This window comes from Candidatus Kuenenia stuttgartiensis (assembly GCF_900232105.1).
In the GTDB taxonomy this organism is placed as follows: Bacteria; Planctomycetota; Brocadiia; order Brocadiales; family Brocadiaceae; genus Kuenenia; species Kuenenia stuttgartiensis_A.
Map to the genome: position 1 here is coordinate 3,178,454 of NZ_LT934425.1, position 22,545 is coordinate 3,200,998.

Annotated in this window: 15 protein-coding genes; 6 read left to right on the forward strand and 9 right to left on the reverse strand. The window is 41.6% G+C overall.

The features are described 5' to 3' along the window. Nucleotides 1-40 precede the first annotated feature (40 nt). From KSMBR1_RS14855 to KSMBR1_RS14865, 3 genes are all read left to right on the forward strand, one after another. Complete coding sequence (locus KSMBR1_RS14855) at nucleotides 41-1,303, forward strand: glycosyltransferase family protein (RefSeq protein WP_099326023.1); 1,263 nt, start codon at nucleotides 41-43, stop codon at nucleotides 1,301-1,303. A 35-nt stretch (nucleotides 1,304-1,338) separates the two neighbouring features. Continuing rightward, the gene (mobB, locus tag KSMBR1_RS14860) at nucleotides 1,339-1,890 is read left to right on the forward strand and encodes a molybdopterin-guanine dinucleotide biosynthesis protein B (protein WP_157820637.1); all 552 of its coding nucleotides are present in this window, start codon (nucleotides 1,339-1,341) and stop codon (nucleotides 1,888-1,890) included. Nucleotides 1,891-1,956: 66 nt separating this feature from the next. Then, on the forward strand, nucleotides 1,957-2,466 hold the full coding sequence (locus KSMBR1_RS14865; RefSeq protein WP_230405697.1) for a cytochrome P460 family protein: 510 nt from the start codon (nucleotides 1,957-1,959) through the stop codon (nucleotides 2,464-2,466). 255 nt (nucleotides 2,467-2,721) lie between these two features. Here KSMBR1_RS14865 and bshB1 read toward each other — a convergent pair whose 3' ends face one another. The 4 genes from bshB1 to KSMBR1_RS14885 all read right to left on the reverse strand — a co-directional run bounded on the left by bshB1 (nucleotide 2,722) and on the right by KSMBR1_RS14885 (nucleotide 7,203). Beyond that, entirely contained in the window at nucleotides 2,722-3,408 is a 687-nt protein-coding gene (bshB1, locus tag KSMBR1_RS14870; protein ID WP_099326025.1) for a bacillithiol biosynthesis deacetylase BshB1, read from the reverse strand. Nucleotides 3,409-3,814: 406 nt separating this feature from the next. Next, nucleotides 3,815-5,128, reverse strand: coding sequence for a 4Fe-4S binding protein (locus tag KSMBR1_RS14875; RefSeq protein ID WP_230405815.1), 1,314 nt, complete (start codon nucleotides 5,126-5,128; stop codon nucleotides 3,815-3,817). Between the two features lie 53 nt (nucleotides 5,129-5,181). Further along, nucleotides 5,182-6,438: an ISL3 family transposase gene (locus tag KSMBR1_RS14880; RefSeq protein WP_099326027.1), complete on the reverse strand. Its 1,257-nt coding sequence runs from the start codon at nucleotides 6,436-6,438 to the stop codon at nucleotides 5,182-5,184. A 327-nt stretch (nucleotides 6,439-6,765) separates the two neighbouring features. After that, nucleotides 6,766-7,203 (reverse strand): PPC domain-containing DNA-binding protein, encoded by a 438-nt coding sequence (locus KSMBR1_RS14885; protein ID WP_099326028.1) that lies wholly within the window; start codon nucleotides 7,201-7,203, stop codon nucleotides 6,766-6,768. 168 nt (nucleotides 7,204-7,371) lie between these two features. Between KSMBR1_RS14885 and KSMBR1_RS14890 the strand changes: the two genes are divergently transcribed. Continuing rightward, on the forward strand, nucleotides 7,372-9,255 hold the full coding sequence (locus KSMBR1_RS14890) for an IS1634 family transposase (RefSeq protein WP_099324133.1): 1,884 nt from the start codon (nucleotides 7,372-7,374) through the stop codon (nucleotides 9,253-9,255). 134 nt (nucleotides 9,256-9,389) lie between these two features. On the opposite strand, the gene KSMBR1_RS14895 is transcribed toward KSMBR1_RS14890, so the two are convergent. Together KSMBR1_RS14895 and KSMBR1_RS14900 are read right to left on the reverse strand one after the other, a co-directional pair. Beyond that, the gene (locus KSMBR1_RS14895; RefSeq protein WP_197705218.1) at nucleotides 9,390-10,592 is read right to left on the reverse strand and encodes a MalY/PatB family protein; all 1,203 of its coding nucleotides are present in this window, start codon (nucleotides 10,590-10,592) and stop codon (nucleotides 9,390-9,392) included. Nucleotides 10,593-10,784: 192 nt separating this feature from the next. Further along, nucleotides 10,785-11,834 carry a Glu/Leu/Phe/Val dehydrogenase dimerization domain-containing protein gene (locus KSMBR1_RS14900; RefSeq protein WP_099326030.1) on the reverse strand — a complete coding sequence of 350 codons (1,050 nt, stop codon included), beginning with the start codon at nucleotides 11,832-11,834 and terminating at the stop codon, nucleotides 10,785-10,787. 390 nt (nucleotides 11,835-12,224) lie between these two features. Between KSMBR1_RS14900 and KSMBR1_RS14905 the strand changes: the two genes are divergently transcribed. Then, a complete protein-coding gene (locus tag KSMBR1_RS14905) occupies nucleotides 12,225-16,376 on the forward strand; it encodes a DEAD/DEAH box helicase (RefSeq protein WP_099326031.1) in 4,152 nt (1,383 codons plus the stop codon). Between the two features lie 174 nt (nucleotides 16,377-16,550). On the opposite strand, the gene recQ is transcribed toward KSMBR1_RS14905, so the two are convergent. The 3 genes from recQ to KSMBR1_RS14915 form a co-directional block, all read right to left on the reverse strand. Then, on the reverse strand, nucleotides 16,551-18,707 hold the full coding sequence (gene recQ / locus KSMBR1_RS14910) for a DNA helicase RecQ (RefSeq protein ID WP_099326032.1): 2,157 nt from the start codon (nucleotides 18,705-18,707) through the stop codon (nucleotides 16,551-16,553). Nucleotides 18,708-18,859: 152 nt separating this feature from the next. After that, a complete protein-coding gene (locus tag KSMBR1_RS21170; protein WP_157820638.1) occupies nucleotides 18,860-19,003 on the reverse strand; it encodes a hypothetical protein in 144 nt (47 codons plus the stop codon). A 25-nt stretch (nucleotides 19,004-19,028) separates the two neighbouring features. Beyond that, a complete protein-coding gene (locus KSMBR1_RS14915; RefSeq protein WP_164995411.1) occupies nucleotides 19,029-21,029 on the reverse strand; it encodes a tetratricopeptide repeat protein in 2,001 nt (666 codons plus the stop codon). Nucleotides 21,030-21,327: 298 nt separating this feature from the next. Between KSMBR1_RS14915 and KSMBR1_RS14920 the strand changes: the two genes are divergently transcribed. Further along, the gene (locus KSMBR1_RS14920; RefSeq protein ID WP_099326034.1) at nucleotides 21,328-22,434 is read left to right on the forward strand and encodes a S1C family serine protease; all 1,107 of its coding nucleotides are present in this window, start codon (nucleotides 21,328-21,330) and stop codon (nucleotides 22,432-22,434) included. Nucleotides 22,435-22,545: the final 111 nt, after the last annotated feature.

Sequence of the window (22,545 nt, forward strand, 5' to 3'; positions counted from 1 at the left end):
GGCAGTAAATATATTATTAAACAAAAAAGAGGAGTATTTTATGGCTGATTTTCATCAGGAAGGAACGATTACCACGTTACATGATATATACAGGGTCTTTGATCCAAATGAGTATTTAAAAAGTTTGGAGGAAAAGCTTGAGGATTATGCACGCCAGGTAAGCATTTGTCTTTTGCTGCCCTGCCTTTACAGTGAACTTGAAAATACGGAAGTCATGGAACGTATTGTTGGCGAAATTAAAAAAGTCCGCTATTTGCGTAATGTTGTTATTGCCCTGGGAGGCGCTCCGGATGAAGAGAAGTTCCGGGATGCAAAAAAATACTTTGGAAGGCTTCGTACAACAAAACGCGATGTTAAAATTGTTTGGGTTGAAGGGCCACGCATTCAGAATGTATTTCAGCGCATCCGGGAACGTGAGATTCAGACAGGTATTCAGGGAAAAGGCCAATCAGTGTGGATTGCCCTTGGTTATATACTTTCAAGGGGCAATGTGGACGTCATAGCACTTCATGATTGCGACATTGTAACCTATGACCGCATATTTTTAGGGAGGCTTATTGAGCCTGCCGCAAATCCGAATAACGAGTATGAGTTTTGTAAAGGGTATTATGCCCGTGTTTCACTTACGGACAGATCAATCAAAGGCAGGGTGACAAGACTGTTTGTAGTTCCTTTTGTCGATTCAATGATGAGAATTATGAATACGCATGGACATAAAGAACTAGAGCGTTTTTTCGGATATCATCGTATATTCAAATATCCGCTGGCCGGAGAGTTCAGCCTAAGCGCCCGACTTGCAAGGGGTATTAATATTGCTTATGATTGGGGTCTTGAGGTGGCTACGCTATCCGAGGTGTACCACAATACAATGAACAGAAAAATCGCACAGGTGGATCTCTCCAAGAACTATGAGCATAAACATCAAGATCTTTCTGCTGACGATTCAAGCAAGGGATTACACAGAATGGCAGTGGATATTGCCACCTTCTTTCTCCATTATATGCGTTCTCACGGAGTGCCACTGGACGATGCCTTCGTTGATATGATGCTTCATACCTATTACGATAATGCCCTGAAATTTATTAAGTATTATAGCGATGACGCAGAAATGAACAATCTGATTTTAAATCGTCATGAGGAGGAACTTGCCGTGCGACATTTTCGTGGCGTTTTATGGACGGCATGGGAGCAAAGCAGAGGGCCTAGAGAGGCAACCCTTATTCCTTCATGGAACAGGGTTACGTATAGCCTTCCTGATATATATACGAATCTCTATGAAGCTGTAGAAAAGGATAATGAATAGTATGGTTTGATAAGGTGCGATTTGAGATTTAAATCGTGAATGAGGTATATTATAGAAACAGGGATAATGCTATGTATGCAAAAACACCGATTGTGTCCTTTGTAGGAAAATCGAACAGCGGGAAAACAACGCTTATTGTAAAGGTCATTAAAGAATTAAAATTAAGGGGGCTTAGGGTTGCTACCATAAAACATACCCATCATAATGTTGATATGGATACGAAAGGCAAAGATAGCTGGAAACATTCACAGGCGGGAGCAGATGCCGTCATCATTGTCTCTGAAAACAAGATGGGTCTTTTTCGGACGACGCAAAAAAGGGTTCTATTAAAGGAAATGGTGGAAACCTATCTCAGGGATTTCGATATAATAATACTTGAAGGATATAAGACAGAACCCATTCCCAAAATAGAAGTCTTTAGGACAGAGAACGGCGATCAGATGGTGTGCCGGGATGATGAACATTTAATTGCTGTAATAGGTGATAAAGACCCAATAATGAATGTACCTTATTTGCATATTGATGCGGATGTTCGAAAGATTGTGGATTTTATTATGTCATATCTGAAAATAAATGTATCTGTATAAAACCCTGCAACAGCCTGCATAAATTACCCACGGCAGGTTCAGAAAGAGCGGAAGGACAAAATCAATATGAACAAAAGTAAAACAATCTGGTTTCTTATTGTGATAATAGCGGTTATTTGTTTCACATCGCAAAAAAGGGGAACGGCTGAAATGCCCGGCATAAATGAAAAAATAAATGCGCAGAGATTATGGGAGTATATGACAAAAGAAAATCCCTACAAATGCTATCCGGCATGGCCAGGTAAAGAGGGCATTTATGAGAGCACTATGCCTCCCGGTGATATTCTGCGGCTGTATATAAACGACCTTGCCCTGGATACCGTTGTCAACAAAAAGAGAATATTTCCCAACGGCTCTCTCCTGATAAAAGAAATCTATACAGAAGAAAATAAGTTGTCTTTGCTTACCGTGATGTATAAAGAGAAGGGATTTAATCCGCAAGGAAATGATTGGTACTGGGTAAAATACGGCCACGATGGGGAAGTTAAATTGGAAGGAAGGGTCGGGCTATGTATAGAATGCCATGTGGGCGTTGCAGATAATGACTATGTATTCACGGGAAGTATAAAGAAATAAAAAGCGTGAATGGTAACGTTAATATTAATCAAACCAATGAAATAAGGCATTCTCGATCTTTGAACAAAACTCGTTGGTTAGTAAGAATTAGAATTAAACCACACAGTGTAACTATTCAGCGTAAGCGATACACGGCTCGTTCCCAAACTCCAGTTTGGGAATGCATTTGTTCAAGAAACTCCGGTTTCTCGCCCGTTTGCTGATAGATAGGGAATAAAATCACAGGGTTAAGACAGTTTGTAATTTGTCAAGTTTTTAAAGGATATCGCGTATATCCTTCAGGCCTATTGGTTCGTGGCTCGCAAATGGTTCTCCGTAGTCAACGTGAATAAGGCCTCCATAATAACCGTTCCTTTCCTTAATCATCGTGCTGATGTATTTCCACCTGGCAGCATCGTACACAAACTGTGATTGATACACGCGCATACTATCGAGTTTTCGTACAAATTCATTGCTTATATCTAAAATAAACGATGGATTGATAGTTACATTTAAGTGATAGCAGAAATAATAAAAGATGTGTGATGGATAGAATGGTTCTCCCGGAATTTCTGACTTGCTGAGCTTTGCATAAAAACGGGATGCCTCTCCGATTTTAGATGCTTGAACGTGGTCAGGATGGGCGTCAACCCAGTAAGGCAAAAATACAATCTCCGGGCGTATTTTACGGATTACCCCGGCGACTTCTTTGCGAACTTCTATGCCGTCCATAAGATAACGGTTGGGGAATTTTAATACCGTTCTGCTCTTTATTCCCAGCAGATTTGAAGAACGCTCCCACTCTTCTTTCCGTGTTTCAATGCTACCATATGGGGTGGGCTCACCGTTTGTCAGATCAACAATGTGAACGTCGTAACCAAGCGAAACAAATTTAAGAATACTTCCGCCCATACCTATTTCCACATCATCAGGATGTGGTCCAATGGCAAGAATCGTAGACATATTATGGCCCTTTAAAAATTATCGGTAGAGAAACAGATTCAGAGATAACAATAGTACCTTAAAAGTTATTTATTTACAGTATTTGGCAAAATATTTAATGGTGAAATCCGAAATGCTAAATACGAAACCCGAAACAAATTCCAAAATCTTCCCCTTATCCCCCTCCAAGGGGAGAATGTTCCCCGCTTGCGGGGGTGCAAGGGGTGGTTGTCCCCCTTTGGAGTGGGGTCGGGGAGGATTTTGGAATTTGTTTCGTATTTCACGCTTCGTATTTTTTATCTCGTGTTTGTTTGGTTCAGGCTATGCCAGCATAGGGTACGACAATTTTCGGAAAATATTGCCACTTATGTAAAGTCATAACCACCACTTGATTCCATGCCTTGAAAAATAGGGCAGGGAATGGCTATTATTCCGTTTCAAATTTTCCTTCTTTATGGGTGTATTTCGGGTTGTCAAGTTCTGCTGATCTGAGAATAAATTCGGTGTCTGAAATTTTAGTGTACCAATGCCCGGTTACCCTTGCAGTATTTGTCAGGATAATAAAGAAACCGACCAACATCGCTGCATACAGCCAATAGTTAATCTTTTTCCTTTTTCCTGCAAGTTTCATATCCAATGCGCCGTTTACCGGGCAAACATTGACACAATCGTAACATGCAAGACATTCATGGGTGAGAACGTGGTCCTTCTTTTCAACGACAATATATGACGGGCATGCCTTCGTGCATTTTCCGCAATCAATACATTTTTCTTTGTCCCTGGTTATTGTAAAAGGGCTTATGTATGCAAGGATGCCGAGAATGGCGCCATACGGACAAAAAAATCTGCACCAAAAATTCTTGCTTACTACCGATAGCATCAAAAAAACAAGCACCACAACAAGGCCAATACCTGACAGATTAACAAAAAACTTTAACATCTTTATATCGGCGACCCGCATAAAAGGCGCACGTTCGTATAAAACTTCCAGTTGCTCAACAGGTATTTTTATAACAACCATCTGTAGGAAAAAGGCGAGGATTGAATATTTCCATGCCCTTGCAATGCAGTCATTTACTTTATCAGACCAATATTTTCGCGGAACGGCGAAAGGCAGGATCATTGCAACAATAAAGGCAGGGATCAGTTCCCTGAAGAAAGGGGATTTGAAAAACTCCATAGTGATGACTTCCAGGAGCATTAAAATGATAATGGGGGTAAAAACCAGACTCAGCCCTGCCGTAAAACGGGTAGGGATATTACGTATTAAGGAACTGACCCGCCTGGGGAGTTTGTTCAAAAATAAATCGCCAAGTTTCCACTCCCATTCAGAAATAGTGCCAACGGGACACATCCAACTGCAAAAACCCCTTCTAAAAAAAACGGCCATCAACAACAATGTTCCAAAAATAACAAACCCTGCAGGGTGGATGTCATTAATTTTGCCTGTTCCGAAAAAGTACTTTGTCCCCATAAGAGCGCTTATCGGCAGGAATGATTCAACTCCTGGCGGCCTTGGCAGATAAAATCCTTTCCCGCCCGCCTCACAATATGCAACAAAGGTATAAAATTGCCAGCCAATGACAATAACTAAAATTAAAAATGCTATCTGAACAGACCAGCGCAGCTTTTGAGAAGTGAATTTTTTGCGCTTTCGCTGCCCCCTTTTTGTAGTGTCAAAACAAATATCTGCACTCTTCGTTACTTTTATAGTTTCGGTTGTTGAATACCATTGTTTCACCTCTTCCAAACAGCAAGCCTCCCTTAATTGTGATCTTTTAATATAAAAATGCCTCATCCGCAGAATCTGTGGGTAAGTATTGGTTCCGGCAAATTACCAAGAGTATGATACAAGGCTGTTTGCAGGCATTCCAGAGATTTATAACCATAAGCCTTTCTCATAGTCAGTTTCGCCTTAAGGTTAAACCCCTCAACCGTACCGGAAGAAAGTCTGCCATCAGCCTTGAACCAGTTGAGAATGAGCTGCTTGTGATTGCGCAACATCTTTGCCACTTTTTTCATAGGTTCCAGGTTGGTTTTTAGGGTTCTCGTAATCCAGTTCTCGAGAAACCTGTCTGCATACGCCGGATACTTATACTCCCAAAAACGCTGAAAATCTTCACGCATTAAATATGCCTTTATTGAACTCAGGTTGATCTTAACTATCTGGCTTAACCGTACCGTTTGCTTTTCTGTCAAGTTCTCAGGCCTTTTCAACAGTAACCAACGGCTCTTTTCCAAAACATTGTCTGTGCCTTCATCCTTGAGCTTTTTGACCTCTTCCCTCCGTATCTGGTCTATGGCTTCATTGAATTTCTTCATGATGTGGAAACGGTCAAGAATATTAAGCGCCTGGGAAGCCTTCTTCGCTATCACCTTCAGGTACGGCGACCACATATCGCTGCAAACGAATTTGATTCTCAGACAACGTTCTCTACCTAACTCCATGAAAAACTTCAGCAGGGTCTTTGCCTTCCGCTCAGGGCCACTCCATAAAAGCCTTTTGGCATGCGAATCAAGCTGATATACAAGGGTTAAATACTTGTGGCCACTCCAGACTTGTATCTCGTCTATTCCTATTTCCGTTATATTCTCCAAGTCCCTGTGGGCAAGGCCGTAGGCAACTACAAACTGCACTGCCCTATACACACTGTCCCAACTGGACTTGAATATCTCGGCTGTCTCTTTCCAACTCAGGCGTTTAGCCCATCGAGACAGGAATACCTTGTATGTGGTGGTCATCTGCTCCTTACCTTCTGACCAGGGAATTCGCTCTACATGGATTCCGTCCACTGGACAGGCGGCGCGTCGCGGGGAATATCGGAAAAATACTTGAAACCCCCATAATGGCGGATACTCGTATAACCGGGACGGCTGTGTATCATACCCAGACGCTCTCTTCCCACATACTGAACATTCAGGCTTGGCATTTACCCTCGGCTTTATATCTGCTACTAATGCCTTTCTACCATTTATGACCTCGAAACTGACTGCTTTGTAAACAAATGACTTGAAATTCTCTACCGTATTTAATAATGTCTTTATCTGCATTGCCTCTCCTTTTGGGTTAAGATGCTTTCTTGATAAAAAACATCTTACTCCCTTTGGGATGGCAATGCACCTTTTCTCTTACTAATCCTTACTTATTACCCACAGATTCTGCGGACGAGCCATAAAAATAAAGTAGGGTCGAAGTATTTGCCCGTTTGGGTATGAACGCATTTATGACAATTTACAGCGAATGCTTCGCCCCCACACTATGCTGCAAACAGCGCTATTATTAGAATTTTTCAAAAGACTAAAGTGTTATAAAATTATGATAATCGAAATCAACCTTTATCTGCAAGTATTTTGATTTTGCATACTGCAGTAAGGAGGTTAACAAATCTTCAGCAGGGACATTCCCAGCGCCGGGTCAAATTCACGTACTGCATCTATTCCACAGAGTTCTAAAATAACAACTTCAAGCACAAGGAATGTTTCAGTTTTTTCCCTGAGACAACCAACTTTTACCGCATCACCCTTTCCGAATGCGCCATGCAAATGAACCTTTGGTTCCTCTCCCTGATAAAATACTGTGCCAAAACCCACTACTTCATGGCTTTCTCCAAGTTCTCTCCACATGGGCACCGGCGGGAGTGTATCGCTTTCAGCACCGACGACAAATTTACCTTCACGCATACCACCAACTAAATAAAGGACTGCTGCCAGGATTTTCTCCTTTTTTATTATGTGAATCACATTTTTCAACACATCTTCACCGTCCTCAAATTTGGCGACAACAACTTTTCCTATATTGCCAACACGGTATTTCATACAAACATTTTCCTCCCTACATTAAAAAATGCGTCAAGTTTTGCCAAATTACAAAAAGCAATGATAAAAATGTAAATTAATCTAACCCCCTTTCCGGAAAGATTTCAACAAAATCCTTATTTTAAGCGGGTTTCCACAAATTCAAAATAATATGTAGTCGCAGAATAAATGGCCTATTTATTAATACAAATCCTTTATAACCCTATAAATACTGACTTGACAAAATATTTTATTAATGATAGTGTAGTCAAAGAATATTGGGACTACATTATGCACCTTACTTATAGCGATTCTAAATACAAAGGGAAAACCTATAAATCTTACTCTATTGCCGAATCCTACAGGGATGGCAAAAAGGTCAGAAAAAGAATACTTTGGCCCATCGGGAAACTTTCCGATATTCAAGCCGAGCAAATCAAACTGATATGTAAAACAGTTGAAAACACAGATCAATTGCAGACTCAGCTCAAAGACGTTGCAGTCCTGGAAAGCAGGGCATATCTCGATATAGCCGTTGTTAATGAGTTGTGGAACCAGTGGCAGCTTGATCAGGCTTTTGACTACGATGTCACTGCAGGCGCCCTTCCTACCAATATGATTGCAAAGATACTGACTATTAACAGGTGCACCGATCCGTGTTCTCATTATTCCATTCCTCATTGGGCGAAAAAGAGCGCGCTGGAGGACATTCTTAAAATTGATCTTTCAGGCCTAAATGACGATAAAATCTATTATGAATTAGATAAAATACACAAAAACAAAATATCTATAGAGAACCACCTTTTTAACCAAACCTTCTGGAAACGTCCGGAATCCTATAAATTTATCAACTACGACCTAACTACTTCCTACTTTGTGGGATATAACTGTGATCTATCGGCATTTGGCAAGGGCAAAATAGAGTGTCATGGCAGGCGGCAGGTCTTACTGGGTGTTCTTATCAACTCTGAGGGATATCCTTTCAAATGGGATGTATTCCCCGGGAACACCGCTGAGGTAAAAACCCTCAAACAGAATATCAATGCCTGTAAAACCAGATTCAAATTGACTGATAAAAACGTCACCCTTGTATTTGACAGAGGCATAATCTCTGAGGACAATGCCAATTTGATAGAAGAAGCCAAACTCAAATACATCTCGGCATTGGATAGAAATCAGATACCCTCTTGCGGTGTCAGTTTAAAGTCTCTTAATGGGTTATCCATAGAAGATAAGGACGCCTCCGATATACCTATCCCGCAAGGGTTTTTAAACTATGATGATGAATTATACTACCATGACAATGGCGTCATAGGAAACAAGCGTTTTATTACCGGTTTTAATCCCACTTTATTTATAGAAGACCGCAATAATAGAGACGAGAAAATAACCTTTTTTAAGGATTATCTCAAAGAAGAGAATAAAAACCTTAAAAATGCCCAAAGAGACCGGCAATATGACGCAACAAAGAGCCGCATTGTAGATGAGCTGAAAAGGTTAAAGATTCATAAATATTTCGAAGACCCTGTTCTGACGTCCATCACCGTTACCCATAGACTGAAAAACGGGCAGGTCAAATCCGTCAAAAGTTTCAAAATAGAAATCAAGCTGTTAACTGATGTTATAGCCGCAGATAGATTGTTGGATGGCGTATGTGTTTTTATCACTAACCATACAGAACGGGAAGATGGAGGTGCGTTTAAAGCAAAACCCCAATCTATAGTTAGAGCCTATCGGGACAAGACAAAAATAGAAGATGTCTTTAAAAATGTAAAATCGTTCTTAAAAATCAGGCCCTTCTTTGTCAATACCGAGGCACATGTTAAAGCCGTCTATACTATCTGCATCCTGGCATATTTTATAAACCGTTATCTATCAAACCAACGAAAGGCAATAGGAGAAAAAGATTTTTTAAACTCAAAGGAACTCTATGCGCCGTTCAAAGATATAGATATCGCCACTCTTGAGGCTAAAAATACCGGTGAAACCTTAAAGAAAGCCGTGAAACTTCCCGCCGTCACACAAATGCTATTGGAAAAACTTGGAATGTCCAATGTTGTTTTCGGCCAGTAATTAAAAGACTTCCAAAAGACATGTAGTCGCAGAATCAATGTTTATAAGTGTTTGCCAAATTTGACTTTAGTAATTTCTTTCCGGAACATGGGATCTAATGCATTTATCCTGTTCATTCCTGTTTCTGTTTTGTGCTATAAATTTTTCACCGCGTTTTCTATCCTTCGGAGCGCTTCGGACAAAACAAAACGGGGACATGCAATATTCATCCTCATAAAACCCTCTCCGCCCTGCCCGAACAGATATCCCTCATCAAGGCCTACCTTCGCTTCTTTTGCCATGAAATCCCTGAGATACACCGGGTCGAACCCTAATTCCCTGCAATCAAGCCAGATCAGGTACGTGCCTTCCGGTTGTATTACCTTTATTTTTGGTATCTTTTTCTCAAAGTAATCAAACAGGAACTCATAATTTTTGTGTAAATATACAAGAAACTGCCCCAGCCACTCATCGCCATACCTGTATGCTGCTTCCATGGCAACAAACCCGAACACATTAACACCCGGCAGAATTCCCTTTCTCGCCTCCTGAAATTGTTTGCGTAATCCGGCATTGGGAATGATGACAACGGAGGCTTCAAGCCCTGCAAGGTTAAACGTCTTACTGGGGGAGATACACGTTATGGAATTTTGTTCAAATTCTTCTGATAATGCAGCAAATGGCGTATGGGTAATATCGGGGAAAAGCAGCTCGCCGTGTACTTCGTCCGAAACTATTATTGCGTTATGCCGGATGACTATTTCTCCCGTTCTGATTAATTCCTCTTTAGTCCATACCCTTCCGACAGGATTATGCGGACTGCACAGGAGCATCAATCTTATGCGATGCGGGATTGGTGGCCTTCCGTGCCTGATGGCAAAACAGGCGTCAAGTCCTTCAAGATCCATTCCATACCGTCCGTTCTGTAAAACAAGCTTGTTATTTACCACATGGCAGCCATTGTTCTTAATTACATTCCAGAAAGGATGATACACGGGGTCTTGGAGAATGACTTCATCTCCAGGATGAGTGTATGCCTTTACTGCAGCATATAATGCAGGCACAATGCCCGGAGTAAAAACAATCCATTCCGGATTCACCTTCCATCCGCAGCGTTTTTGCATTCTGTAGATAACCGCATCCACTACTGATGCAGGACGGGGAAGTGAATATCCATAGATCTTGTGGTCAGCCCTTTTTTTTATGGCGTCGGTAATAGGTTTTGCTATGGGGATATCCATATCCGCAACCCACATGGGAATAACCTCCGGGCTGCCAAAAAGCGACAAAGCCCCGTCCCATTTCGCACAATCAGTATTCTTCCGCGATATAGAATGGTCAAAATCGTATTTCATCATATTTAACGCAGAAGCATTGAGTCAAAATACTTTCAAAAAATAAAAAGGAACTACAAAAAATGTAACACTTGAGTTTTTTGAAAAATTCCAATAGTAACATTGTTTGCCGCACGATGTAGGAGCGAAGCATTTGCCCGTTTGGGCATGAATGCATGTATGCCAGTCATGGCAAATACTTCGCCACTACAGATATTACTTCTTCTTTGACGCCCTTTTCGCAGCTATTATCTGTCGGGCAAGGTCATCGGCAACTTCAGAGGTAGGCCTCCCCTCTTGCTGTGCTGTTTCGAAAATCCGTAAAGTTGCATCGTACAATCCTGATAGTCGCTTCATTACCTGGTTTGCATCATATTGACCAAAAATATCGCCCGAGGCATTGAGCATACCACCCGCATTAATCACATAGTCTGGTGCATAGAGTATGCCTCTGTCGCAGAGCATTTTACCATGACGCACTTCTGCCAGTTGATTGTTGGCGGCGCCGGCTACAATGCTTGCTTTTAGTTGTGGGATAGTATCATCGTTCAGTATGCCTCCCCTGGCACACGGGGAAAAAATATCAACATCCTGTGAGTAGATTTCTTCCGGAGCAACTACCTTTGCCCCAACGTTTTCGGATACATGAGCCGCAGCTTCCGGATTCACATCGGTAATGATGAGTTTCGCACCGGCTTCGCGCAGATTTTTACAAAGGTGCCGGCCTACATTGCCGACTCCCTGCACGGATACGGTAAGCCCATGAAGGCTGTCACGGCCAAGTTTATGTTTTACCGCCGCCCTCATGCCATGAAAACAACCAAGGGAGGTAAAGGGGGAAGGGTCGCCTGTTGTTGCTAAACCAAAGGCATAATCACACTCCCTGGCTAACAGCTCAACATCCTTTATGCCAATGCCGATGTCTTCTGCCGTGTAGTACTGTCCGCCTAACCGTTGTACAAATCCGGCAAAGGACGCGAGGAGTTTATCATTCTTCTCCTTGAACGGGTCGCCAATGATAACTGCCTTTCCTCCGCCAAGGGGCAAATCGGCGAGTGCGTTCTTGTAAGTCATTGCACGGGAAAGACGAAGCGCATCCAATAATGCCTCTTCCACAGAGGCATATGGCCACATTCTGCATCCTCCGGCAGCAGGCCCTAAAGTGGTGTCATGGATAGCAATAATAGCAAACAGACCAGACTCTCTGTCGTGACAAAATAAAACTTGCTCATGATTATCATATTCACTATTATCAAATACCGGCATATAAATAGTTCTCCTCTCTTAGTACCCTGGCAGTAATTTCTTTTGCATTTTTTGGCAAAATATTATAATGATGAAATACGAAACACAAAATACGAAATTTCAAAATATGGGTCACATAGGGCTTATAATACTTATATTTTTGAACATTTGAAATTTCGTATTTTTTACTTCGTGCTCGTTTGGTTTTTGTCCATGTTTTAATGCGATAAAACTAAGTAAGAATGCCAAATGTGTTCGATATAAGTCAAGGCAAATATTATTGTGTGGATCATATTGGCGGATTGATAAAACGGTAGAAACGTTATACCCTGAACGGTATAATTATACCTTGCATTTTAGCGTTTGAATTGGTGTATATTTTTCAATTAATTAAAAAGACAAAAGGCAGTTATGAGTCAAAAGTTACCGCAGAATTTCTCTGACATTTATGGACAACTTAATTCGATTGAGCAGTCTTTGTTACAGATTCTAGCCATTAATTATGCACCAATGACACAGGGGAATCTTTATTCAGTCGCGAGGAGGACAAAGGGGCTGCCAATTATTAATAAAGACCTTTTTAATATGCGGGATTTTAAATATGCTTTAGACAGGCTCGCAAAGTTCGACTTAATCGGGCCTGTGGGAACAGGTGTGGTACAATGCAAATCAGTTTTGGTTGATGAGATTTTGGCTCGTATCTCGAAAAACGATTATTTCAGAGAATTAGTTGACGCTGTGCAGTGTTGCGTGCCGGTACCGCCGTACGTCTATATCGATAGCCAGCTTATTGTCCGTGAAATTCGCATTGGGCTATATACAGGCAATGCTGATATTGTCGTGGAAAATCTGAATCGTAGTGCAAATTATTATGGAGAAAGATTTGATGCGAAAAAAGTGGTGGTGGACGTCTGTACCAACCCGCTTTTCCATGCAGAAATGTTTGATTCGCTGCATCCGGCCATAAAAAAAATTGTTTTTCAAAATATGGTGGATCATGCCATCATGAGCTATCGCCCGCTTTCTGAAGAGCAATGTGCATCTTTGGCAAAGTATGGTACGGTTGATGAACGTGAATATGTAATCATAAGAAATATTTATGCGATGTATCTCATATTCCGCGGTAATCTGACGGAGGCTGAGAATATTGTTCAAAAAGACTTTGGATATATGGATTTAATGCTTGCACAGGGGTGTGTGGCATTTTTAAAAGGGGAAAACAGCAAATCTCTGGCAATATATGATCAGGCATTAAAAGCTTTCCAAAAAAAAATGATAAAGAAAATTGGGTTTTTCACACAAATATTAGGATTATTTTATTTATTTGCGCTTGCGAAATCAGGGCAGCCGGAAGACCTGCGCCTGGCAAAGGAATTACTGGCGTGGGGGACAAGGAATGAACCCGAAAATTTAACAAATATGTGCAAACGATGTATCTACGCCGCAATTATTGCCCAAAATAATTTAATTCCCGAAGCAAAGGAAATACTTTCCGGGATTTTTTCTCACTTCCACAAGAACAGCGTATTTGCTTTATTTTATGAATTGGCGGCATACTGGATTGACGAAGATTTGGTGAAGTTACACGCGAAAACAAACAAAAGCCGTTTTGAGATCGCTAATAAGAACGGCTTTTTTCTACCCGCCCTTGTTCATGGCCGTCTTTTTTTAAAAAGTAAGAAAAACGCATTAATTCAACGAACCTGCGACCAATTGGCGGAGTCCACAGGCATTCAGGATATTACTGATAGTATTCATCGAAAAGAAGACTGGGAAAAAATGCTGAATGCGTTAATCGATTTATCTTTAAAAGAGAAAACCAACGCTTCTTCCAGGGAATGCAGGCTGGTCTGGATGGTTTCCCTGGACAAAAAATATATTCAGATAACCCCTAAAGGGCAGAGGCTCAATAAAAACGGCAAGTGGAGCGCCGGCAAAAGAGTCTCGCATAAAAACCTCCTGGAAGGACTGGATTATATGACCTCGCAAGATCGTAAAGTAGTGCAGGTTTTTATTGAAACGCCGAAATCAAACATGGACTACTATGGCCATTTTTACAGTGAAAATCATGAGAAAGCCCTTCTTGCACTTGTCGGACATCCATTGGTATTTCTGGAGGATTCGCCGCATATTGCCGTTGATTTGGTAAAAGGAGAGCCGGAACTTATTGTGGGACAGACAAAGCGGGGATACAGCCTGCAGTTTTCGGAAACATTTAAAGACACTGGTATTGAAGTCGTTAAAGAATCGCCGACACGGTATAAGATTGTTGAGATAAAGGATGAACATGTACGGATAGCAAAGTTTATGGGTAAGCGGCAAATTTCGATTCCCGCTAAGGCAAAAGAAGATTTGATAAAGGCAGTGAGCGGAATTTCCTCCCTTATAACCGTTCACTCTTTCATTGAAGGTGCGGATGAAACTATTCCAACAATCGAGGCAAGTGCAAATACATATATCCACTTACTTCCGGTGGGGCATGGTTTTAAACTTGAAATATTTGTAAAGCCGTTTGTAACCTCCCCACCTTATTTTAACCCGGGTGCCGGGGGGAAACACGTTTTTACAGAAATCAACCAACAGCGTGTGCAAAGCAGCCGTGATCTTTCACTTGAGAAGGTCAATGCGGAAAATATAATAAATGCGTGTCCGTCGCTGCAGCAATCAGGCAATACCCAATGGGCATGGCTTTTTAATAACAACGAAGATTGTTTGCAGATTTTGTCAGAACTGTATGAGGTTAAAGACAGGGTTACAGTGGAGTGGCCGGAAGGAGAAAAATTAAAAATACTGGCTGTCGCCTCATTTCCGCAGTTTAGTATGAATATCAGCCATGAAAATGACTGGTTTTCCGCTTCAGGAGAATTAAAAATTGACGACGATTTAATCATTAAAATGAGTGATTTGCTGGACTTGCTCGATAATGGCTCCACCCGGTTTATTCAATTGAAGGATGGCCAATTTCTGGCGCTTGCAGAACAATTTCGCAAACGCCTTGAAGAAATGAATGCTTTTGCAGAGAGAGGCAAAGACGAAATAAGATTCCACCCCTTAGCCACAGTGGCTCTGGAAGATACACTGGAAGAAATCAAACAATTGAAGGTTGATAAAGCGTGGAACGATAACATTGCCCGTTTAAAAAAAGTACGGGAGAGAATTCCTGCAGTGCCTACCACCCTGCAGGCGGATTTACGAAATTATCAGGTGGAAGGATTTCAATGGTTGTCACGCCTGTCTGACTGGCGGGTAGGCGCATGCCTTTCAGATGATATGGGGTTGGGTAAAACCATTCAAGCCTTAACGGTAATCCTTGAACATGCAAAGGAAGGTCCGTCGCTGGTTATTGCCCCGGCCTCCGTTTGTATGAACTGGATATCTGAGGCCAGCCGGTTTGCCCCTACGCTTAACGTATCTATTTTCGGGGAAGAAAAAGACAGAAAAGAGGCCATTAAAAAACAGGGGCCTTTTGACCTGCTTGTTTGCAGCTATGGCTTGCTGCAACAGGAAGAAAAAATACTCGCCGACAAAAAGTGGACGATTATCATACTGGATGAAGCCCAGGCGATAAAGAACTCCAATACCAAGCGGTCAAAGGCGGCGATGGCGCTGAAAGGGGATTTTAAAATTATTACTACCGGTACGCCAATTGAAAACCATCTGGGAGAACTGTGGAATCTGTTTCAATTTATTAATCCAGGTCTGCTGGGAAGCATAAAAAGATTCAACGAAAAATATGCAATTCCCATAGAACGGGACAAAAGTCACCAGGCAAGACTGCGGTTAAAGAAACTTATCCAACCGTTCATTTTAAGGAGAACAAAGGCACAGGTATTGGAAGAACTTCCGCCTAAAACGGAAATCACCCTTTCGGTGGAGATGACGCCTGAAGAATCCGCCTTCTATGAAGCATTGCGGCAAAAAGCAATAGACAACATCGAATCTTTTGATTTCGGAAAAGGAGAAGGATATTTGCGGGTATTGGCGGAAATCATGAAACTTCGCCGCGCATGCTGCCATTCCAGGCTTGTTGTTCCCGGCCATTCTTTAGAAAGCTCAAAAATCAGATTGTTTGGAGAGGTTGTACAGGAACTTATGGAAAACAATCACAAGGCGTTGGTATTCAGCCAGTTTGTTGATTATTTGGCGATTATCAGAGAATATGTGGAAGGCCTTAATATTTCTTATCAATACCTAGACGGCAGCACGCCGATGAAAGAACGCAAAAGAAGTGTAGATGCGTTTCAGTCGGGAGAAGGAGAATTATTCCTGATTAGCCTAAAGGCCGGAGGGCTTGGTCTGAATCTGACGGCTGCTGATTATGTGATTCATATGGATCCGTGGTGGAACCCGGCAGTGGAAGATCAGGCGTCAGACCGGGCGCACCGGATAGGGCAAAAGCGCCCGGTTACGATTTACCGTCTGGTAACAAAGGGAACTATAGAAGAAAAAATAGTCAACCTTCATCAGCACAAACGGGAATTGGCCGACAGCCTTCTCGAAGGAAGCGATATGAGCGGCAAAATTACTACGGAACAATTATTACAACTGATTCACGGGCAGTAAGTGTATTGAATAGTGTAGGGGCGAAGCATTTGTTATAAACGGTCGTTGCTTGTTCCTTACCTGATATCTCAGCCCACTAAATTCTCATGTAGTGCGACGAGTTTCGTCGTACTACAAATGACAATTTCCAGTTTCGAAAGGTTAAAGTGTTACCAACTTATTGAGAAGTTACTATCAATCCCCTTTTTCCATAGAATATCGTATCTTTGCCCTGACTAATTTTATTTCATCGTAGGAATACTCTTCTCCTAATTTTTCTTTAACAGGGGTTAACGCCTCCATACCCAGTTCTCCCAGCACCGTGCGGATTCGTTGCTGTTTTGCCGGAGCAACAAATTTATCTATGGAGACATCTTCTCCCGCGATTATAAGCGTTTCAAGATGAGTGGCGATTGTAGATGTTGCAAGGCCTCTTTTCCCGGCTATTTCCCGAAGCGAAAGATTGTTTTTATAGAGTTCCAGCGTTGTGTAAACAGTGGGAGATTTCATTTGTTTCCTCAAGGTTGCCTGCCGTCTGGAGTTCGCCTCTTTTGGCGTTATCTGGTGTTGTCTGCAATAATTGCATATTTCTTTTAAGAAAAGGTCTCCGTATTTTCTTAATTTCAGTTCACCCATACCGCTGATTTTTTTTAAATCAGAAGCTGTTTGTGGATACCGCATCGACATTTCCTTTAAACTTGTGTCATGGAAAATAACATAAGGAGGCATAGACTCCTGGTCTGCAAGCGTTTTTCTTAGCGTCCTCAAACGTTCAAACAACGCCAGATCATAATTCTTATCTTCTCCGGACACGGCCAACGAAGCGGTTTCCTCTGGTTTTACCAAAAGAACCTTCTTCTTGCCTTGCAATACCTCACGGCTCTGGCTGGTCAGTTTTAAGACGGGGTATCTGTCGCCTTCCTGCGCCAGATACCCCAACTGGATCAATTCACGGGAAAATGTTAGCCATTGGGATTTTGAATATTCCTTTCCTATGCCAAACGTTGTAAGAGCTGTATGGCTATTTTGCAGTATTTTCTGGTTTTGCGAGCCTAGCAGGACGTCGATAACGTGATGCATGCCAAAAGATTCACCCACTCTATAGACACACGACAACAGTTTTTGCGCAGCAACTGTTCCGTCAAATTGTTCCTTTGGGTTAAGACAGGTATCACAATTTTCACAATTGTGCGTAGTAAATTTTTCTCCGAAATAATCGAGCAATATCTTTCTCCGGCAAACGTTGCCTTCGCAATATGACACGAGCGCCTTTAATTGTTGATATGCCGCCTGTTTTTCGTTTTCATCCTCCTTTTGATGTATAAAATATTCTATCTTAATCTTATCTGCATAACTGAAGAGAAGGATGCAGTCGCTTTTTAGCCCGTCTCTGCCGGCGCGTCCTGTTTCCTGATAATATCCTTCAATGCTTTTCGGCAAATCATAGTGAATCACGTAACGTACATTCGGTTTATCGATGCCCATGCCAAACGCAATGGTTGCTACAATAATCTCTATGTCTTCACGAATAAAACGCTCCTGATTTTCTGTTCTCATTTCAGCGGACAATCCGGCGTGGTAGGGAAGGGCGCGATACCCTTCTCCCTGTAAACTCCCTGCCAGGCTTTCAACTGTTTTACGTCCCTGACAATAGATGATGCCCGACTCCTTCTTTCGTTCTTTTAAAACACAAAGAATCTGGTGGTATGGATTGTCTTTGGGTATGATCTGATAAAAAAGGTTTTTTCTGTTGAAGCTGGCATTAAAGACTTTGTAGTCGGTCAATTTTAATTGCGTTACAATATCTTTCTGCACGGAAGGCGTGGCGGTGGCCGTCAATGCCATGAACGGCGTCTTTGGGAATTTCTCCCTCAACATCTTTAATTGGCGGTATTCCGGCCTGAAGTCATGTCCCCATTCAGAAATACAATGCGATTCGTCTATTGCGAAAAGGGAAACTTTCAATTCCTGCAGGAACTGAAGGAATTCACGCATGGCAAGCCTTTCGGGGGCGATATAAAGAATCTTGATTTTACCCTCCAAAAGGTCCCTTTTTCTTGCCGCAACCTCGCGGGCATGCACGGAGCTGTTAATGAATGTTGCGGAAATGCCGTTTTCCGTTAATCCATCCACCTGATCTTTCATCAAGGCAATTAAAGGAGATATAACAACCGTTATTCCATCGAAAAGCAGTGCGGGCAATTGATAACACAAAGACTTGCCGCCCCCTGTAGGCATGAGGACAAAGAGGTCTTTTTGCTCCAGCACCCACCGGATAATATCTTCCTGAAGCGGATAGAACTTTGAATAGCCAAAATATTTTTGTAACGCCGAATAAATACGGTCTTTCATTTTATCAATACATCCTAAACTGGCATAGCCAGAACTAAACAAGCACGAGATAAAAAATACGAAATTCGAAGTACGAAATACGAAACAAATTCGAATAACAAAGCATAAAATCCAAAACATACAACAAAAAGAAATTACTGCTAAGGCACTAATCAATTGCAAGATGAATCTTTATGGCGTTTTCCACCTTCGAGTCCATCACCAAGAGTGTCTTCCCATTCCTTGTATAATTCATAATCTTCATTAACTGCCTCTTTATATGCAGCCTCTAATTTATTTCGGAGCCTTTTCTTCATGCAATTTCTTTTTCTCTCCAACGCATTATTTATTCGTTTTCTGCGCAGCTTGAATTTTTTCGATAGTTCTCCGTATTTCCGCTGCTTCATCACCGTCGGGATTCCGCTTCAGAAATTCCTGGAAATATGCTATCGACCTTTGTATATCTTTTTTATAAGTGAGATAAACCATGCCGAGGTTTTTATATGCGGTTATATAGTTTGGCTGCAGACGCAAGGTTTCATTATATGCCCTGATAGACTCCTCAATCATACCGGCATTTGCGTATGCCGTTCCAAGGCAGCTATGCACTTCGGGATGGTCCGGTTCGTACTTCACAGCAAGCCTGAATTCCTCTATTGAGTCATTCAAAAGTCCTTTCTTGAATAAAGCAAGCCCTAAATTAAAATGGGCGTCATAATAATGCGGTTTTAGCCTGATTGCCTCTTTAAATTTCATTATTCCTTCGTCGATATTCCCCAAACTAATAAATATATTGCCCATATTATTGTGCGTGAGGGCGGAATCTGGATTTGCCCCGAGAACAAGTAAATATTCCTGCATCGCCTCTTGCTGCATGCCTTTTCGCTGATACGCCATACCCAGGTTGTGGCGATATTCAGGGTCTGCTTCCAGCGAAACCGATGTTTGAAATTCATGGAGTGCTGGATCAATATCTCCTTTCCCGAAATAGATCATTCCAAGATTATTATGCGCCCGTGCACTGTAAGGGGAGTCCTGTACGGTAGTTGACCAAAAGATGAACTGATCCCTCCAGCACCTGTTTCTATGCATAGTTGTTACTGAATAGGGGATTACCGGGATTGCTATCAATAAAACAATCATAATGGTTTGGGGAAGGTTTTTTTGTTTCACCATGGCTTCTTTGCTTCCGGAAAGGAGTGAATACCCTTTTGTTGTTTTCCGACCCGCATCACTTTTTTTGAAAAATAGTAATGCACAGCCCTTTTCCCATGCGCTGTGTATTGTTAATGCTAAAATTATGCAAAAGCCTACAGAAGGAAGATAAAGATAACGTTCCGCCATTATATTGGCAATAGGAAGGATATTCATTGCCGGAGTAAGGGTGACGAAAAACCATACCGTAAAGTAAAAGAACGGTTTCGAATAGAAATAAAACCGGCAGGCAATGATTCCCGCAACACATAAAAAAACCATACTACAAAGAAATGCGGGGGCAAGGGGAGTTGTTGTATGGGCGATCATATATTCAGCGTTGAAATGTACTGGGATGAACAATAGTTTTATGTATGCGGCAACCACCTTTGGCATGGTGAGCATATTAACGAAAAAACTATCTTCCGGATAGGTCAACTGTCCCTCCGCAGGATTATGCAACAGCACAAACCTTATAAGAAGATAAAAAATACTTACCGCCAGGAAACCAATATAATAGCGAACGGCATTCTTTTTTATTTGTGCGCTATCCCCCAATATCCAATCGAAGAGGAAAACCATCAACGGCAAAGTAATTGCCATTTCTTTCGAACATAATGCGAAAAGGTATAAAAAGAGCGATGCCGGATACAGCAGGAGGTATCTATGGAAATTTTTGGTTGAATTAATGAATAATAAAAGAGCGCCAAGAAAAAATACAGTAGTAAGGAGGTCTTCCCTATAACTGATTGCGTTTACTGTTTCAGTCAGGATTGGGTGCATGCTGAAAAACATTCCCGCCATAAATGAAACAGTTTTTTTCCGAATAACGGCAGACGTTATAAAATAAACAAGTATGACGGCAACGGCATGGGATAGAAGATTTGTCAGATGATACCCAATGGGATTGAGTTTCCCTATTGAATAATCGATGAAATATGAAATGGTTACAAGAGGACGATACGTTGCTTCCCCTGAAAGTTTAAAATATTCAGACGTAAATAAATCCCGGAAATTTCCCCAATCCCTGATAAAATAATTATCGGTGACCGTAAATACGTCGTCATAGACAAAGTCGTTATTGAGAGAATTGAGGAAGGCAATAAAAGGCAGGACAATGAGTATGGTTAATGGTAAAATTCGTAACATGTTATTGGTCATTGGTCAGTTTGTGATGAATTTCTTAATCTGTATAATCTGTGGTTTCCCTTTTGTATTTCGTGATTTGACCTTGTTTGTTTTTGGTTATGCCAGCTTTGGAAATAGGAGTTTATTTGTTATTCAGATATGATCATTTTTTGTATTGTACACTGAAGTGGTGTTTTTTTTAGTAGAAAAAAATGCAGCTTCTTTGCAATTGTTACAAAACCCATGCTTGACAAAGCATCATACAATTATAAATAATTAAACCGTAAAGGAATTTTCATCTACCTTGAAAGGATACGATATGAACAAGAAATACACAAAATTTCTCCCCTACTTTTTTTTAATTATAGCAGGATTATTTTTTTACCACGCGACAGGAAGTTTATCACGCGATAAAGTAGTGTTCCGTCCTGTAACACCATCTCCAGGTGAATTTAGCAGCGAGGAGCAGGCTACCATAGACATTTTCAAGATGACCTCTTCTTCTGTGATATATATTACAAACAAACAGGTGCGAAGGGATTTGTTCTCACTGGATGTCTTCAAGATTCCGCAGGGTGCCGGTTCCGGTTTTATCTGGGATGAAAACGGTCATATCGTAACTAATTTTCACGTTATCTACAATGCGAATGAAATAGATGTGACGTTGAACGATGGTTCTGTGTGGGATGCCCGCCTCGTGGGCGTTGACCCTGACCATGACATTGCGGTGCTTAGGATCAATGCGCCAAAAACAAAACTGATACCTGTACTCATAGGTACTTCTTCCGATCTGCAGGTGGGCCAGAAAGTACTGGCGCTCGGCAATCCATTCGGTCTGGATCTGACCCTTACAACAGGGATTATCAGCGCGCTTGGAAGAACGATTGAGGCGATGACGGGAAGAACCATTTTTGACGTTATTCAGACAGATGCCGCTATTAATCCTGGAAATTCAGGAGGCCCCTTGCTGGATTCCTTTGGAAGAGTTATCGGAATGAACACATCAATTATGAGTCCAAGCGGTGCGAGCACAGGAATTGGATTTGCGGTTCCCATTGATACAATAAACCGTAATGTATCTCAATTAATTGCAAGGGGGAAAGTAGAACGTCCAGGTTTGGGCATTACCCTTGTTCCAAATAACATTACAAAACAGCTTGAAATACAAGGGGCATGTATTCTTGAAGTCATTCCAAATGGGGCGGCAGACAAGGCCGGTTTACAGGGAACAAAAAGAAACAGGACGGGCAGCCTCCTCATGGGGGATGTAATTATAGAGGTAGAGGGAAACAAGGTGAATAATTCTGAGGATCTCATCAAGGAGTTGTCCCGCTACAAAGTGGGGGATAGTGTTACATTAAAGGTTTTGCGGGATAAAAATGTCATGGAAAAAAGAATTAAACTGCAACCCATTGATAGTAAATAGTACTACAGCGACATTTTATTCTTACGTCCTCCACAAAAATCGGCAGAGTATTAACCATGACAGGGTTGTTTCTTTCATTTCCAACATCTGAAATAAAAATGTCGCGGTGGT